Here is a 16,355-nt window from a genome sequence, read left to right as displayed (position 1 = left end):
AGATTCTTATGAAATATTCCTTTACTGTTCCATCTGTCGTCCCAGAAATCCTGCTGCGCAGAGTATCATCTTCTGTTCCAACTCACCGGGTTTTTTCCTGCCGTCCTTTGCCAGGATCACAACAGAACCGATCGCATCTCCGGCGCAGATGATCGGACTTACCACCTGCCATTTCAGTTCTGCATTCTGTCCCGACACGATGACCGTGAACTTCCGATCCATAGAGGATGCCAGAAACTGCTCCCTTCTTGCGATCACTTCCGCAAGCTGTCTTGTGATCAGCTGTTCCTGAAATTCTTTCTTCCCCGGTCCTGCTGCTGCGATCACCTGATCTGTATCTGTGATACACACCAGATATCCAAGCGTCTGTGCCAGACTTTCCGCATATTGGTCTGCAAAATTTCCCATTTCCCCAAGCGGTGAGTATTTTTTGAGAATGATTTCTCCTTCCCGGTCGGTGAAAATTTCAAGTGCATCACCCTCACGGATACGTAGCGTGCGCCTGATTTCCTTCGGAACGACAATTCTGCCAAGATCATCGATCCGGCGGACAATTCCTGTAGCTTTCATATTGATTCTATTCCTCCTGTGTTCCACATATTTTCCATATTTTATTCGATATGGGTAGTATGTGGAAATACGCAGAATTTTATTACTCCGTATCCCTGAAATCTTTATTTATAATATCTTTCTTCGATCATATCCAGAAAATCCCGTTTTAAATAGTCTTCCATCTTTTTAAATGTTTCTTCGTTGCGGATCAGTCTTCCCGGCTCCTGATATTCTACCCACGCCATTGCACACCATGTAATTCCCCTGAGACACGTGATCGGAATAAAAATGTTCAGACGTTCTTCGATTCCACTCACATCAAATCTGCCATTTACCGCCTGGATATATTTTCTTGTAAAATCAGCCATCTCTTCTTCTGTCAGAATCACATCTGTTTTCCAGAAAGTTGTCGTTGGTGCAAGGAAATGCCCCAGATCCTGAACCGGATCACCATAAAGCGGCTTTTCCCAGTCAACCAGATAATTGTCTTTTCCTGCGCCATTCATCAGGAAATTTCCTGAATTCAGCTCTGTGTTAATACAGCATCTGTATCCACTATAATCCCGGATCTCATTGATCTTCTCCTGTCCCAGCTCCAGAAGACGCCGGATCTGTACTTTTTTCTTTTCTTCTCCCAGATCAGACTTGTAGTATGTCTGCACCATCTGATTACATTCATCCAGAATCGCCTGCAGTGGATTCGATGACGATATCAGTCCATCCGTTTCTTTTACCGGAACACTGTGGATATCCGCAAGACATTCTGCCGCTTCCATCAGATTCTTCCGATAATCCAGTGCACTCCCTTCCAGAAACTCCATAACCATCACACCATACGGCAGTTCCTTCTTACTTCCATCTACAAAAATCGGCACTGGCGTCCGTCCTGAATCCGCCAGAAGCTCCAATGCATGATATTCGTATTCAATCTGATTTTCCAGATGCATCTGGCTTCCTGTATTGACACGAAGCACCAGTTTCTTTCCGGTCAGTGGGTGTACGAACCAGTAGTTGATATTATATTCGCCCTGTGCCAGTGGCTGATAGGCAATCTGAATTTCCTTCTGCTCTTCTTTCCCGATCCCGATTCCTTCCAGATAATGTTCTGTCTGTACATATTCTTTTAATCCCTGAATTCTTTCCATCTTATTCTCCCAGCCTTCCCCACTTTTTATCTTTTTCACTCATTCTGTATGGCACATCAAGCTCTGGCCATGCAACGTTGATCGTCGGATCGTTCCAGGCAATCCCGCCCTCATCATCCGAATGATAAAAATCCGTACATTTGTAGCAGAATTCTGCCTGGTCGCTCAGCACCAAAAATCCATGCGCAAATCCTTCCGGAATGTAAAACTGCTTTTTATTCTCTTCCGACAGTTCAATTCCATACCATTTTCCATAGGTGGCACTTCCTTTCCGGATATCCACCGCCACATCAAATACGGTTCCCCGGATCACCCGGACTAGCTTTCCCTGCGGATATCTCTTCTGAAAATGAAGTCCTCTCAACACTGCTTTTCCAGAACCGGACTGATTATCCTGTACGAACTTCATCGTAAGTCCGGCTTCCTCCATATCCTTCTGATTATAAGTTTCCATAAAATATCCACGCTGATCACCATGCACCGACGGTTCGATCACGCAGAGTCCTTCGATTCCACCTGCATTTTTTTCTACTTTTATCTGTCCCATTTTCCTTTTATCCTTTTCTCTCTGCAAGAACTTCCTGCAAATATCTCTCCAGCGCATTCTTCCAGACCGGCAGTGGCTGAAATCCTTCTTCACAGATCCTTTTTCTGTCAAGTCTGCTGTTAAACGGTCTTGCTGCTTTTGAAATTCCGTATTCTGCTGTCGTAACCGGAATCACTTTTACATCTGCATATTCTTTTTCACCAAGTTTCACAGCCTGTGCGAAGATTTCTTTTGCAAAATCATACCAGCTGACATATTCTCCTTCATTAGTCACATGATAGATCCCATATCGCTTTGTCATCGACAGATTTGCAAGAAATTTTGCAAGATCTGCTGTGTAAGTCGGCGTTCCAATCTGATCACACACCACTCGAAGTTCTTTCCGTCTTTTCCCCTGCTCCAGCATGGTCTTCACGAAATTATTCCCGTTTTTCCCGAATACCCAAGCGATCCGCACAATAAAATACTCTTTCAGTTCTGCTTTCACTACCTGTTCACCCTGTAATTTCGTTTCACCGTATCGGTTCAGCGGCGAAAACTCCTCACAATCCGGTTCCCACGGTCTGCTCCCCTGTCCACCAAACACATAGTCTGTACTGATATAAACCATTTTAGCATGAATTTTCTGGCAGGCGGATGCAAGATTTTCTGTGCCCTTTCCATTAATTTCCCATACTTTTTCATAGTTTTCCGGCTCTTCTGCCGCATCCACCGCCGTCCACGCCGCACAGTGGATCACAATATCCGGTCTGAGCTTTTTCATTACTGCCTCGACTTCGTTTCTGTCTGTGATATCCATCTTCACATAACGACCTGCTGTTTTTCTCTTTTTGCTGCCGCTTCCCGTCACTTCATATCCCCGGTTTTCCAGTTCACGTACAACATCCTTTCCAAGCTGCCCGGCAGCACCCGTCACCAAAAACTTTAGCATTTTATTTTCATTTCCTTTTCTACGATCGGTCTCCACCACTCCTGATGATTCAGATACCAGTTGATTGTTTTCTTAATTCCTTCTGCAAAAGAAGTTTCCGGAAGCCAGCCAAGCTCTCTGTGGATCTTTGACGGATCGATTGCATATCTTCTGTCATGCCCTTTCCGATCCTCCACATAAGTAATCAGCTCTTCCGGCTTTCCAAGCTCCCTGCAGATCAGCTTCACAATATCAATATTCTTCATCTCGTTATGCCCGCCGACATTGTAAATTTCCACTTCTTTTCCGTGACGCAGGATCAGATCGATCGCCCGGCAGTGATCCTTTACATAAAGCCAGTCACGAACATTTTTCCCATCACCATAGACCGGAAGCGGCCGATCATGAAGCGCTTCGACGATCATCAGCGGAATCAGCTTTTCCGGCAGATGATATGGTCCATAGTTGTTGGAACAACGGCTGATTGTAACCGGAAGTCCATACGTTCTGTGATAGGACTGTACCAGAAGATCTGCCGCTGCCTTGGATGCACTGTACGGACTGCTCGTATGGATCGGCGTCTCTTCTGTAAAAAATAGATCCGGCCGTTCAAGCGGAAGATCCCCATACACCTCATCCGTAGAAACCTGATGATAACGCCAGATTCCATATTTCCGGCACGCATCCATCAACACTGCCGTTCCCTTTATATTGGTATCCAGAAAGACTTCCGGATTTTCAATCGACCGGTCCACATGACTTTCCGCTGCAAAGTTAACTACTATATCCGGGTGTTCTTCCTCAAACAGCCGGTATACAGTCACCCGATCCGTCACAGATGCTTTCACAAAACGGAACGCTGGATTTTTCATTGCTACTTCCAGGGTTGACATATGCCCTGCATAAGTCAGTGCATCCAGACAGATGATTTGATCCTCCGAATGCTTTTCCATCATATAATAAATAAAGTTGCTGCCAATAAATCCGGCGCCGCCGGTAACAATGATTTTCATAAACTCTCTCCCCTGTCTAAAATAGATTCTCTCTGAACTTTCCTTCTGCTACGTCATGCAAATATTGTCCATACTGATTCTGTCTGTATTTTTCACAGACTTCCAGCAGTGCGTTTCTGGAAATCCAGCCATTCATATAGGCAATTTCTTCCAGACATCCAATTTTCCGGTGCTGATGAGTCTCTACCGTCTTCACAAAATTGGTCGCATCTGTCAGACTCTCATGGGTGCCCGCATCCAGCCAGGTAAAGCCCTGACCCAGAAGCTCTACCCGAAGTCTTCCCTGTTCCAGATAGATCCGGTTAAGATCCGTGATCTCCAGCTCCCCGCGTCTGCTTGGCTTTAACTGTCCTGCATAATCGCTCACCCGGTTATCATAAAAATACAGACCTGTCACACAGTAATTACTTTTCGGATGTTCGGGTTTTTCCTCAATGGAAACCGCCTTGCCCTTTTCATCAAATTCCACGATACCAAACCGTTCCGGATCATCCACATAATATCCAAATATGGTTGCACCGTCTCCTCTCTCCGCTGCTTTTACCGCTTCTAAAAGACGTTTCTTAAGCCCATGCCCGGCAAACAAATTATCCCCCAGGATCATTGCCGCCGCATCATTGCCAATAAATTCTTTTCCTATTATGAACGCCTGCGCAAGACCTTCCGGTCTTTCCTGCACCGCATAGGTTAATTCGATGCCGAACTGATGCCCGTCCCCGAAAAGTTCTTCAAATCTTGGTGTATCCTGTGGTGTACTGATGATCATGATCTCCCGAATTCCTGCACTCATAAGAACTGACAACGGATAGTAGATCATCGGCTTGTCATACACAGGTAAAAGCTGCTTGGATGTCACCATCGTAAGTGGATAGAGCCGGGTTCCTGATCCGCCTGCCAAAATAATTCCTTTCATTTTCATATCCCCGTTTTTCATTTTTATCTTTTTATTCTACCACGAAACAGCAGTTAGTTTAATAAAATCTCTCAATTATACCTATAGATTTTATCTATTTTATTTTTATATATAGATTAAAACAATTATGAAATTTTTGTGAAAACTGTTACAATGTAATCGTAACCTAATTTTGAGAGTAAGGAGGAAAAATGAAAAGAAAATTATTACCAGTATTTCTGTCTTTCGCATTACTTGCGAACGGCTCTCTGACAGCTTTTGCAACTGATTCAAGTGTTGATACCGTTACAGAAAGCGATGCACAGACTACTGTTTCTGAAGATCAAGAGAATCCAGAAGAAACTACTCAGGAAGAAGTTTCTGAAGACGAAGCAGTTCCAGCTGATGAATCTGATGCTATCACAGATTTCGAAACTGCATATAAAGCATATACTTTTGGTGCAAATGTAAGCGGCCCAGATGCTATTTCAGCCGATAAAAATACCGTTGCTGTTTTAGACGTTCGTTCTTCTGCAAACTATGATATTTCTCACTTAGAGGGTTCTTTCTCAACACCTGTATTTAATGAGGATGGCAGTATCATCCAAACTTCTGAAGATGCTACTGCAAAAGCTTTCACAGAAACTGTAACTAATAACGCAAATTTCCAGAACAAAGAGCTTTACCTTCTTTGCAACAGTGGTGCAAGAGGGGCTCGTGCTGCTGCTGTTTTATTACGACGTGCTGGATATGATACCAGTCGTATTCATACCATTACAGGCGGAGCAACAGGTCTTGAAGTTCGTTACGCATTCCTTGGAACAAGCAACGCTGTAACCGGTGCTGAAGCCGTAGCTGCTGTTGATTCAAATGACGTGGTTATCGTAGATGTACGTACAAAAGAGAACTTTGCAAACGGTCATTTGAAAAACTCTCTTTCTCTTCCTGTTTTCTATCTGAATGAAGAAGGAAAACAGGTTGTAGCAGAAACCAACCAAGATCCATATGCAAAAACCTTTGCTGAATATGTGCAGGCTAACCTTTCTACCACCTTCTCAGGCAAAAAAGTATACGTCCTCTGTAACAGCGGCCAAAGAGGTGCAAGAGCCGCCACTGCATTACTTGCAGACAACGGTGTTGACAAGAACACAATCTACACCATTACCGGTGGTGCAGGCGATAAAACAGTACAAAGTGCTTTTGTAACTGTAGACGGCTACAAATTCGTAAGCGGAACTGATGCTATTGCCGCTGCAAAAGACGGAAGTGCATACATTATTGATGTACGTTCTTCAAACGCACAGACAAAGACAGGTACTTTGAAGGGATCTATTTCTCAGTCTCTGTTTGATGATAACAACAAACTTGACACAGCTGAAGCTGAAGCACTTGAAAACGCTTTCAAAGAAAAAATTCCTTCCATAATAACAGAAGACAAACCAATCTACATCATCTGCAACAGTGGTGCAAGAGGGGCTCAGAAAGCAACCAAACTTCTTGGAGAACTTGGCTATAACATAAGCACTAAGGAAGATGGAAAAGTATACACCATAACAAACGGTGCAAAAGGCCTGGAACTTCTGTATGCAATGTCTGGAACAGACGGAAATGCCGTAGACGGAAAAACAGCTGTTGCTGCTGTCGGAAAAGACGACGTAGTAATCCTTGACGTCCGTGCGACAGGTAACTATGGAAGTGGACACTTAAAAGGCTCTATGTCAACACCTGTATTCAATGCAAACGGAGTTGCCAAAACTACAGATGACCAGCTTTCCAAAGATTTCACAAAATATGTAACAGACAACAAAGCCACTCTTGAGAAAAAAGAACTCTATCTTCTCTGCAACAGTGGTGCAAGTGGTGCAAGAGCAGCTACTGCTTTATTAAAAGCTGCCGGATATGATCTTGCAAAAGTGCATACTATCACTGGTGGTGCAAAAGATGCTGATGTAAAAGCTGCTGCAATCTATGTTTCTGACACTCATGTAATCAATAAAATGGCAGATACAAAGAACTACCTGATTCTTGATGTACGTTCTACAGCTTCTTACACAAAAGGACACTTAAAGGGATCTCTTTCCCTTCCACTTTTTGACAAAGATAACAAACTTCCGGATGATCTCGCAAAAGCATTTACAGAATATGTAACTGCTCACAAAGCAGATTTTGAAGGAAAAACAATTTACGTTCTTTGCAACAGTGGTGCAAGAGGTGCTGCAAAAGCAACTCAGCTTCTCAAAGAAGCCGGAATCACCAACGTATTCACCATCGAAAACGGTGCAAAAAGTGAAGTGATCCAGAAGCATTTTGTAACAGATCCTGTCGCTGATCCTGATACAAAGAAAGACAACAATGGCAAAGATAACAATAAAAACCTGAATAACGGTAAAACCACTACTGCTGCTACAACAAAGACAGGAGATACCGCTCCTATCGCTGCTCTCGCAGTTGCAATGCTCGCTGCTCTTGGCGCAATCATTGCATTCGGTAAGAAAAAAATTGTAAAATAATAATTATTCCCAAAAAGGTTACAAAAGCGGGACGTTGACTAAATTGCCAACGTCCCGCTTTTTCAAATTCATTCATATTCATACGATGTTCAGATCTCGTTGATCTGCTTCTCTTTTATTTCTCCAGATCTCCTTCCACACACCATCTGTAAAAAGATTCGTCATAGTTCTCTGAATTTTCAAAGCCACACATTTCCATTACAAGCTGCATATAAGCTGAACGGATTCCTCCGGTACAGTAAGTAATAATATGATCCTCTTTTGAAAGTCCTGCATCTTCAAACATCTTGGTCAGATCTTCATTACTCTTTAATGTACTGTCACTGTTAAACAAATCCGTATAACGGATCTGGATTGCCCCTGGAAGATGTCCCCCATTTGCCTCCCCATACATTGTCTTTCCATTATATTCTTTATCTGTACGGGTATCCACAATTTTACAGTCGTCATAAATCTCTTTCAGCTCATCCGTATTGATCACATGCGTTTCATCAATCGAATCAATTTCTACCGATACCGGTTTCGGCTCTGCTGCTCCTTTGACAGTCTCAACTCCTGCTGCTTTCAGTGCTTTGATCCCGCCATCTACGATTTTCACATCCTCATAGCCTGCCGCGATCAGCTCCCATGCAATCCTGCCATCTTCTCCCCAGCCTTTCTCCGCATTTGAAAAAAGCACGATTTCCTTATCTTTTGCCAGCCCAAGCTCTCCTAATCTTTCGCTCAGGCGCTTTGTATCAAGGATACATCCCCAGTTTGCATCTCCCGCTTCCCCGTCTTCACAGGTTGCCAGATACTGCCATGTCGTTGCCACTGCACCTTTTACAGTACCTTTTTTCGCCTCATCTTCACCTCTTGCATCCACTATGATGATATCGTCCAGATTTTCTTTCACATAATCGGCGGTTACTACATACTTTCCTTCAAATGGTTCACTGCTGTCTGATGCCGAATTCTTTGCACCACATCCTGAAAGTGATGAAATCGCAAGAATTCCTGCAAGAAATAATGCTGTTCTTTTCATAATCTTTTCTCCTCGTCTAATCTTCTTTCTTCTAACTATAACATATCTTCAATCTATTCACTAATTGATTGTCCTTATCCCGGATTAAGTATATTCATCTTTTCTATAAATCACTTTTTCAGCAGACGCATGATTTTTCTCATCGGTTCTGTTATTTTCCAGCTGGTTGAATTTGCATATGTCTGGATCATTTCATCCTGCTCCCTGATCTTATCCTCATATTTCTTAAGCTGCCCTGTTTTCTGTTCCATCCGTCTGCCAAGTTCATCCAGCTGTTCTTCATAATGCGCGGCCTGCCTTCGCTGTCCTTCTATATATTCCTGCTGCTGTTCAATCGCTGCATTTTGTTTTTCAAGCTGTTCTTTCTGCTGCCCGATATACTCATCTTTCTGTTTGAGAATATCTTTATAATACGCCAGTTGCTGGCTTCCTTCTTCAATTTCACTCATCAGCCATGGCGTCTTATACATATGTTCTCCATTCCACTGATACAGATCAAAAATATCCAGATGGAAATGCTCTCTTAAAGTCTCCATTGCATTTGCTTCTCTCATAATCTGCCCCAGCATTTCCATCCCCGCTGCTTTCAGTCCCGGTACTTCCTCTATACATTTCATCAACCAGAATGCTTTTTCAAATTCCAGCTGTAAATGTGATACAGAATCCGGATTCCGGAAATCTTCCCGGAAAAACTGACAAAATTTTTCATCCGTCATCGATTCAACACAATTTTTCCGGATCATGACAGATTCATTAAATGCGCGGACTGAATTTTCTCTTGTTGACATACTGATCTGTTTCTTTCCTTTTATATCCCATTGAAAGCGGATCAGTCTCTCTTCCAGAACCGTGATCTCTGACTCACTTACAAGCCGAAGCCACAGGTCATAATCCGCCAGCTGACGATACAAAAGATTGAAATATCCAATCTTGTCCAAAACGGATTTTCTGACCAGCGCCGAAGGATGACAAAGAAAATTCCCAGATTGCAGAAGCGTATGCAGATATTCTTTCTGTGTCGAACACTTCCTGTCAAAAAGCTCTGCCATATCCCTGCATTCTTCTGACAGATCATTGCCACTTTCATCAACCAGATATACTCTCGTAAAACATGCCCCGAGCATCCGATCCTCTTCCATAACCGTCACTTGCTTTTCCAGCTTGTCCGGCAACCATGCATCATCGCTGTTCATAAATGCCACATAGTCTCCTTGGCAGTGATAAAGCCCCTGATTTGCTGCATAACAGTAAAACGAATTCCGATTCAGTTTAAAATATCTGATCCGTGGATCCTGATAGCTTTTAATCAGTTCTTCTGTTCCATCGGTCGATCCGTCATCTACGATGACAAATTCAAAATCCGGATACGTCTGACAAAGTACGCTGTCAATCGCCTGTTTCAAACAAAATCTCCGGTTATAAGTACACATCAAAACGCTAACCATTATTCTACATCTCCAACAACAGCCCATCTCCAGAATGACTGATCATAATTGTATGTATGTTCAAATCCACACATTTCCATTACCAGCTGTGTATATGCCGAACGGATTCCTCCTGTACAATAAGTGACGATCTCATCATCTTTAGACAGTCCGGCATCCTCAAACATTTTTGTCAGTTCTTCATTGGATTTCAGATATCCCGCATCATCGAACAGATCCGTGTACCGGATATGAATTGCTCCCGGAAGATGTCCTCCCTTTGCTTCATCATACAGGATTGCTCCTTCATATTCTTCATCGGTACGCACATCCACAATTTTGTACTCGTCATAATTCTTCTGTAATTCTTCGGTTGTCATCACATGGGAATAATCAATTTCATCGATTTTTACTTCTGCCGGTTCCGGTTTGGATGCGAGGAACTGTGTCTTGATTCCACTGTCTTTCAACGCCTTCCATCCGCCATCTACCATCTTCACATCTTCATATCCGGCTGCCCGGAGTTCCCAGAGAAGTCTCGCATCATCTCCCCATCCATCTAGGGTCTCACCGATCAGAATAATTTCTTTATCCTTTGTAATTCCAAGATTGCCAAGAGTCTCTTCCAGCTGTTCCGGCTCCTGGATGCACCCCCATTTCTCATCTCCCTGTTTTCCTTCTGTAATACTCCAATCCTGCCATACTGTAGCAATTGCACCTTTTACAGTTCCAAGGATTGCCTTTTTTTCTCCCCTTCCATCTACAAACAGCGTATTTTCATCTCCAACCTTGCTGATTGCATACTCCGGCTCAACGATCCACTCTCCCACAAAATGATTTTCATTGGATTTCTCTGCCGTACTTTCCGTCTTCTGTTTCTGTCCACATCCTGTCAGACCAATTGCTGCTACAAGCAATACACTGCATAACCACTTTGTTATTTTTCTCATTCCTTTTTCCTCCTTTAATCATCACCATAATAGTAATCTTCCTCATAATAATCCGGCGGTGTTTCTGTATCCGGCTGCTGTGGTTCTGTCACTGCTGATGAACCAGATCCACTGTCGGCTGATGAATTGCCAGAATCCGTTCCGGCATTTCCATCTTCCGTCACTTCTATATTACTTTCTGTATGATTCGTTTCCTCAGATGTCTTGTCTTCCGACTTTTCATTCTCTTTTTCCGTCTCGTCTGTTTCCTCATATTTTCCACTGGAAAGCGCATCTTTTATTTCATCATCAATTCCTTTTACTGTCCCTGATACCTGATAATCTGTATCTCCAAACAGGAACTGATGTACTTCGGCAACATTGGATGCCAGTGTATCTGCGATTTCTGTACTTCCTACACCAGAAAGCATTTTGGAATACCTTGTATTTGGAAATCCAAGTGTTTCACCTACTTTATATTTTTGAAAATCTTTCGCATAATTCAGAATTTCAGTAAAAGAAAAATTGGTTGCAATCTGTGGAAAAACACTGTCAGCAATCTTATTGATCGTCGTCAGATCCATCTGCTGCAGCTTCTGCATGATATTCAGAAGGACGATTCTCTGACGCACTGTACGCTGCGCGTCTCCACCATCTGTATAACGGATTCTCGCATAAGAAACCGCCTGTACTCCATTCAGATGATAGCTACCTCCGACTTCCGGCTCAATCTTCTTATAACTTTTTCCGGTTACTTCAGAAGTCTCCACACAATAATTATTCATGTGGACTACTTCTGCATCAGTCAGCTCCAGATTCATTCCTCCCACCGCATCAATTACATCGACTAAGGCATTAAAGTTCACAGATACATACTTCTCAATGTTCATATCCATGTTCTCATTCAAAAGAGCAACACCCCCATCCGGTCCGAAATAAGAATAGGCTGCATTCGCCTTATTATAACTTCCATCTTTCAGCCGCATAAAAGTATCACGGTACACCGATACCATTTTCACTTCATAAGTTTCCTGATTCAAACTTACGATCATGATCGTATCACTTCGATTTCCTTTATCTAGTGACCCATCCCTAGAATCCAGCCCGAATACTGCCACATTCAGATATCCGCTTTTATGCTCCACCTCTTCTGTAATAGACTCTTTCAACGTTTCTTTTTTTACTTCAATCTTCTGAATTTTGTTCACTTTACTGGCAGCATATCCGAATACGGCACCTGCCGCCCCCAGAACAAGTGTCAACACTACGCAAATAATCACTATTATCTTTTTCTTCCATGACCATCCTGCAATTTTTTTAAGCATCCTCATCATTCCTTCCTCTCCAGTAATTATGATTCATTGTCAGTTTCATGATGAAACTTTCCGGTAATTGTCGGTAATGTTTTCCCATCTGGTAGCCCAGATATTTGCACCCGCTTTCCACAAACAGCTGTATAATCTGCAAATATTTTCTTTCTTTTAAAAGCTTTTTCACAAGTGTGCAAATCAGGTGTATGCCTTCTTTCTCTGACTTTACTTTTTCAAATATTTCTGGATGACATGCCTGCGATACACCCTGGTCAAAATTTCTCCTTATCAGCTCTCTGTAAGTATACTCATGAGAATGAATCACCCGTGCATCTGCTTTATAAATAATCTTCCATCCATTTTGGATTGCTCCTGCTGCAAAGATCAAATCTTCATTGAAGATGGCCGGATGCGGAAATCCTCCCAGTTCCAGATAGACTCCTCTCCGATAGGCAGCACATACATTGGAGCAAAAATAAGTTTTTATTCCCAGTTTTGGCAAATCCTTCTGCGATTTAATCTGGCTTTTTGGGGGATAATTGAAAACTCTCGTATATTTTTCCAACAGACCACAGTTCTGATCCGGTATCTGTCTGGCATAAGCTGCCACAGCATCCGGATGCTCATTTAATACTTCTGAAAGCTTTTCCAAAAGAAACGGATCTGCCGGAACTGCATCCTGGGTCATCATGACCACAATATCTGCATCTGACATCCAGATTCCCTGCTCTCTGGTTCTTCCATGATCAAATTCTTTTTCCAAAATCGGAATCTCTGTAACAGAAACCCGGTCTTTACAAACCGAAACATCCAGCTTTATCCCATCCCTGGTGTGTAACAGAATGATTTGCTCCGGAAGGTGCGTCTGTCTGCAGAGCCTGTACAATACTTTATGCAGTTTTTCTGTCGGTCTGTAGACCGGTATGATCACATCTATCTTCATCTTCCGTCAAAAAATCCTTTAAAAATTGTCAGAATCAATATTTTCATATCAAATACCATTGTCCAGTTCTCAATATAGTAAAGATCATATTCGATCCGCTTCTCAATGGAAGTATCTCCCCGGTAGCCATTGATCTGCGCCCATCCAGTCATTCCCGGACGTACCTGATGCTTTACCATATAACGTGGAATTTCATCCCGGAACTTTTGCACAAACTGCGGTCTTTCCGGTCTTGGTCCCACCAGACTCATCTCCCCTTTCAGCACATTAAAAAGCTGCGGCAATTCATCTATACTTGTTCTGCGGATCAGCTTTCCAACCGGTGTAATCCTCGGATCATTCCTGGTAGACCATTCTGCTTTTTCCTTTTCTTCATCCTGCATGATCATAGACCGAAATTTGTACATATAAAATACCTGGTTATGCAGTCCAACTCTTTCCTGCCGGTAGATCACACTCCCTTCCTCTGTCAAGGCAACCACCAGCACAGTAAGCAGCATGACCGGTGAAAAAAGAATGATTGCAACCGTTGCCCCAATCAGATCAACTGCCCTCTTTGCCGCCCTGTTCCGCATGATATTCAGTGGAACTCTGCGGACATGGATCACCGGAATCCCCTGCACATCCTCAATATAAGGCCTGGTAGAAATCACATTTCCAAAATCAGGAATCATTTTCGTGTGTACCCCTGCCTTCTCACAGACATCCACAATCCGCTCCAGTTTTCCATAATCCTCTGCACGAAGCGCAATCACAACCTCATCCAGTTCATTCCCCTCCAGTATTCTTTCCAGTTTCTCTTCATCTTTCAGATGGGCAAACACTTGATATCCCCACTTTGGATTCTCTCTCAGCCTGTCCATATACTGTTCTGCCATCTGACTCTCTCCAATCATCAGGATATGTTTCTGATTCAGTCCCTGCTTTCGCATTTTCCACAAAATTGTGCGAATCAGATATCTCGAAGCAAATTCCAGCGAGATGTTTATAAAGAAGAAAATACACAGCATCTGTCTTGAAAAATGCTCCTGCTTTATAAAATAAAGTACCAGGATAAAGATCATAAATCCAATTCCATTGGCACGGATGATATCCATCAGCTCCTTACGGTAACTTTTTACCCTCCTTGGCATATAAAGCTGAAAAATACTATACAAAAGCAGATATCCAGGGATTATTAAAAACAAAGCTGAAAAATACGTTTTCGCCGGAAGAACCCCTACGTCCTGCACAAAAAACCCACTTTTAAATCTCAGATACCATGAGAAAAAATATGTAGCACCAATGATTCCCGCATCCATACATACCTGCGCTTTATTTAACATCCGCTGATTGTTCTTTATCAAAATACCACCATCTTTTCTCTATCCATCTTCTTTTGCAAAGAATAATCACACTTCACCAGCGTAAGATTAGGATTGTACATCGGATCTCCTTTTTCCATGATTTCAGACCAGTTCCGGCGTACATAATCAATCTCACACTGATATCTTCTGATCTTTTCCTCATTATCTTCTGCCCCTCTCGATCTGGATTCATAATGATACAGTTTCACATAAGGATCATACACTACAAGATATCCACATCTGCGTACCTTCAGACAGAAATCAATATCATTGAACGCCACTGCAAGTTGCTCTTCAAATCCACCCACTTCTTCATATACAGAACGCTTTACCATCATACATGCTGCGGTCACCGCTGACAAATCCTGCTGAGTACTTGCTTTGTGCAGATACCCGGAATAACCTTTTGGAAGTCCCCGGAACATATTACCAGCAATTCCCCGAATCCCAACAATGACTCCAGCATGCTGCACCTGACCATTTGGATAATAAAGCTTTGCTCCGACAATCCCGACTTCTTTTCTCTGGCAGTTCGCAAGCATTTCTCCTAGCCAGTCCTTTCCAATCACTTCTGTATCATTATTCAGAAGTACCAGATATTCTCCATCAGTCTCGCTTACTGCGTAGTTGTTGATCGCCGAATAATTAAATGGCCCATCCCATCTCAGAATTCGGATATGGTCCGATTCTATTTTATCATAGTAAGCAAACGTCTCTGCCTTTTTACTGTTATTTTCAATAATCGTAATCTCATAATTCTTATAAATCGATTTGGAAATGGACTGCAGACATTTTTCCAGATCTTTCACATGATCTTTATTGGGAATCAGAATGGAAATCTTCGGATTCCCCTGCACCTTATACCGGACACGATAAAACCCTCTATCCAGTTCCGGTAAAACTTCTGCATGTTCACCACATCTTAGCAGATGTGCTTCTATGGCACGCTGTCCAGCTTCAAATGCATAAGTTTTACTGATTGGATTGTCCGCAGTAGAAACCTGATGTACCCTCCAATGATAAAGAATCCTCGGCACATGCGCCGTTATCGTTTTTTCCACACACCTGAAAACCAAATCGTAATCCTGCGCTCCGTCAAATTCACTTCTCAGACCGCCCATTTCTTCAATCAGACTTTTTTTTATCACACAAAAATGACAGATATAATTATTCGCCCGCAACAGATCCAGATTGAAATCCGGTTTAAAATGCGGCTGAAAATGTTTTTTCAGATCTGCCGTCACTTTATCTTCATCTGAATAAAGAAGTCCGACCTCCGGATACTCATTCAACTTCTTTACCATCTCGTACAATGCATCCGGCGCAAGCAGATCATCTTGATCCAAAAAACCGATATATGTTCCGGTAGCTTCCTTTATCGCTGCATTTGTATTTTCAGAAATTCCTCTGTTTTCTGAAATACCGATCAGGTGAATCGCTTTTTCTTTGAACTCATCCTCTTCCAGAATTTCTTCCATTCTGTGTCTTTCTTCATCTGAAACAGTCATACATAATTCCCAATTTTTATACGTCTGACGGCATACAGACAGAATCATCTGTCTCAAAAATTCTTCCGGTGCCTGATATACCGGCACGACAATACTGATCAGGGGTGCATACGCAAATGCTTCCTGCCTTTGACTTTCCAATTCCTCTTCTGTTCGTCTGTGATTCTCATACCATTTTTCATAATCAATCTTCTGAATACGGATTCTTTCTTTTAATCGTATCAGAAATTCTTTTGGTCCAAAGTACCGCAGATATACGAATCCTTTTTTTACCCGATACAGAGACATTTTATTGAACATCT

General features: G+C 42.5%; 14 protein-coding genes. 1 reads left to right on the top strand and 13 read right to left on the bottom strand.

What is annotated here, in order from left to right; all coding sequences use genetic code 11:
- Positions 1–21: 21 nt before the first annotated feature.
- The 6 genes from spoVT to rfbA all read right to left on the bottom strand — a co-directional run bounded on the left by spoVT (position 22) and on the right by rfbA (position 5,080).
- The gene (spoVT, locus tag PG418_RS01760) at positions 22–570 is read right to left on the bottom strand and encodes a stage V sporulation protein T (RefSeq protein WP_022220492.1); all 549 of its coding nucleotides are present in this window, start codon (positions 568–570) and stop codon (positions 22–24) included.
- A gap of 104 nt (positions 571–674) precedes the next feature.
- Positions 675–1,697 carry an aminoglycoside phosphotransferase family protein gene (locus PG418_RS01755; protein WP_055247779.1) on the bottom strand — a complete coding sequence of 341 codons (1,023 nt, stop codon included), beginning with the start codon at positions 1,695–1,697 and terminating at the stop codon, positions 675–677.
- 1 nt (position 1,698) lies between these two features.
- Positions 1,699–2,244, bottom strand: a complete 546-nt coding sequence (gene rfbC / locus PG418_RS01750; RefSeq protein WP_055247873.1) for a dTDP-4-dehydrorhamnose 3,5-epimerase — start codon at positions 2,242–2,244, stop codon at positions 1,699–1,701.
- A gap of 7 nt (positions 2,245–2,251) precedes the next feature.
- The gene (gene rfbD, locus PG418_RS01745) at positions 2,252–3,175 is read right to left on the bottom strand and encodes a dTDP-4-dehydrorhamnose reductase (RefSeq protein ID WP_498836968.1); all 924 of its coding nucleotides are present in this window, start codon (positions 3,173–3,175) and stop codon (positions 2,252–2,254) included.
- A complete protein-coding gene (rfbB, locus tag PG418_RS01740; protein ID WP_498836967.1) occupies positions 3,169–4,167 on the bottom strand; it encodes a dTDP-glucose 4,6-dehydratase in 999 nt (332 codons plus the stop codon). The genes rfbD and rfbB overlap by 7 nt, the downstream gene beginning before the upstream one ends.
- A 16-nt stretch (positions 4,168–4,183) precedes the next feature.
- Positions 4,184–5,080, bottom strand: a complete 897-nt coding sequence (gene rfbA / locus PG418_RS01735) for a glucose-1-phosphate thymidylyltransferase RfbA (RefSeq protein WP_055247871.1) — start codon at positions 5,078–5,080, stop codon at positions 4,184–4,186.
- A 191-nt stretch (positions 5,081–5,271) separates the two neighbouring features.
- Here rfbA and PG418_RS01730 point away from each other — a divergent pair, with 191 nt between their 5' ends.
- Positions 5,272–7,569 carry a rhodanese-like domain-containing protein gene (locus PG418_RS01730; RefSeq protein WP_270223419.1) on the top strand — a complete coding sequence of 766 codons (2,298 nt, stop codon included), beginning with the start codon at positions 5,272–5,274 and terminating at the stop codon, positions 7,567–7,569.
- Between the two features lie 115 nt (positions 7,570–7,684).
- On the opposite strand, the gene PG418_RS01725 is transcribed toward PG418_RS01730, so the two are convergent.
- From PG418_RS01725 to PG418_RS01695, 7 genes are all read right to left on the bottom strand, one after another.
- Positions 7,685–8,593, bottom strand: a complete 909-nt coding sequence (locus PG418_RS01725; RefSeq protein ID WP_008369706.1) for a rhodanese-like domain-containing protein — start codon at positions 8,591–8,593, stop codon at positions 7,685–7,687.
- A gap of 110 nt (positions 8,594–8,703) precedes the next feature.
- Positions 8,704–10,023 (bottom strand): glycosyltransferase, encoded by a 1,320-nt coding sequence (locus tag PG418_RS01720; RefSeq protein WP_416387073.1) that lies wholly within the window; start codon positions 10,021–10,023, stop codon positions 8,704–8,706.
- Between the two features lie 14 nt (positions 10,024–10,037).
- Positions 10,038–10,967 (bottom strand): rhodanese-like domain-containing protein, encoded by a 930-nt coding sequence (locus tag PG418_RS01715; RefSeq protein ID WP_055156750.1) that lies wholly within the window; start codon positions 10,965–10,967, stop codon positions 10,038–10,040.
- A 14-nt stretch (positions 10,968–10,981) separates the two neighbouring features.
- Positions 10,982–12,271: an LCP family protein gene (locus tag PG418_RS01710; protein WP_242856259.1), complete on the bottom strand. Its 1,290-nt coding sequence runs from the start codon at positions 12,269–12,271 to the stop codon at positions 10,982–10,984.
- Positions 12,264–13,199 carry a glycosyltransferase family 2 protein gene (locus PG418_RS01705; protein WP_175305219.1) on the bottom strand — a complete coding sequence of 312 codons (936 nt, stop codon included), beginning with the start codon at positions 13,197–13,199 and terminating at the stop codon, positions 12,264–12,266. The genes PG418_RS01710 and PG418_RS01705 overlap by 8 nt, the downstream gene beginning before the upstream one ends.
- Positions 13,196–14,545 (bottom strand): undecaprenyl-phosphate glucose phosphotransferase, encoded by a 1,350-nt coding sequence (locus PG418_RS01700; RefSeq protein ID WP_243172262.1) that lies wholly within the window; start codon positions 14,543–14,545, stop codon positions 13,196–13,198. The genes PG418_RS01705 and PG418_RS01700 overlap by 4 nt, the downstream gene beginning before the upstream one ends.
- Positions 14,542–16,353: a glycosyltransferase family 2 protein gene (locus PG418_RS01695; RefSeq protein WP_498836966.1), complete on the bottom strand. Its 1,812-nt coding sequence runs from the start codon at positions 16,351–16,353 to the stop codon at positions 14,542–14,544. Before PG418_RS01695 ends, PG418_RS01700 begins: the two co-directional genes overlap by 4 nt.
- Positions 16,354–16,355: the final 2 nt, after the last annotated feature.

The sequence above is a fragment of the Bariatricus sp. TF06-38A genome, assembly GCF_027690675.1.
GTDB lineage: Bacteria > Bacillota > Clostridia > Lachnospirales > Lachnospiraceae > Allocoprococcus > Allocoprococcus comes.
The sequence above is the reverse complement of the archived record's forward strand: the minus strand, read 5'-3'. Positions and strand labels throughout refer to the sequence as shown.

Excerpts from the sequence above, each read along its gene's own strand:
- spoVT (WP_022220492.1), bottom strand. The coding sequence starts at position 570 with ATGAAAGCTACAGGAATTGTCCGCCGGATCGATGATCTTGGCAGAATT.
- PG418_RS01755 (WP_055247779.1), bottom strand. The coding sequence starts at position 1,697 with ATGGAAAGAATTCAGGGATTAAAAGAATATGTACAGACAGAACATTAT.
- rfbC (WP_055247873.1), bottom strand. The coding sequence starts at position 2,244 with ATGGGACAGATAAAAGTAGAAAAAAATGCAGGTGGAATCGAAGGACTC.
- rfbD (WP_498836968.1), bottom strand. The coding sequence starts at position 3,175 with ATGCTAAAGTTTTTGGTGACGGGTGCTGCCGGGCAGCTTGGAAAGGAT.
- rfbB (WP_498836967.1), bottom strand. The coding sequence starts at position 4,167 with ATGAAAATCATTGTTACCGGCGGCGCCGGATTTATTGGCAGCAACTTT.
- rfbA (WP_055247871.1), bottom strand. The coding sequence starts at position 5,080 with ATGAAAGGAATTATTTTGGCAGGCGGATCAGGAACCCGGCTCTATCCA.
- PG418_RS01730 (WP_270223419.1), top strand. The coding sequence starts at position 5,272 with ATGAAAAGAAAATTATTACCAGTATTTCTGTCTTTCGCATTACTTGCG.
- PG418_RS01725 (WP_008369706.1), bottom strand. The coding sequence starts at position 8,593 with ATGAAAAGAACAGCATTATTTCTTGCAGGAATTCTTGCGATTTCATCA.
- PG418_RS01720 (WP_416387073.1), bottom strand. The coding sequence starts at position 10,023 with ATGTGTACTTATAACCGGAGATTTTGTTTGAAACAGGCGATTGACAGC.
- PG418_RS01715 (WP_055156750.1), bottom strand. The coding sequence starts at position 10,967 with ATGAGAAAAATAACAAAGTGGTTATGCAGTGTATTGCTTGTAGCAGCA.
- PG418_RS01710 (WP_242856259.1), bottom strand. The coding sequence starts at position 12,271 with ATGCTTAAAAAAATTGCAGGATGGTCATGGAAGAAAAAGATAATAGTG.
- PG418_RS01705 (WP_175305219.1), bottom strand. The coding sequence starts at position 13,199 with ATGAAGATAGATGTGATCATACCGGTCTACAGACCGACAGAAAAACTG.
- PG418_RS01695 (WP_498836966.1), bottom strand. The coding sequence starts at position 16,353 with ATGTTCAATAAAATGTCTCTGTATCGGGTAAAAAAAGGATTCGTATAT.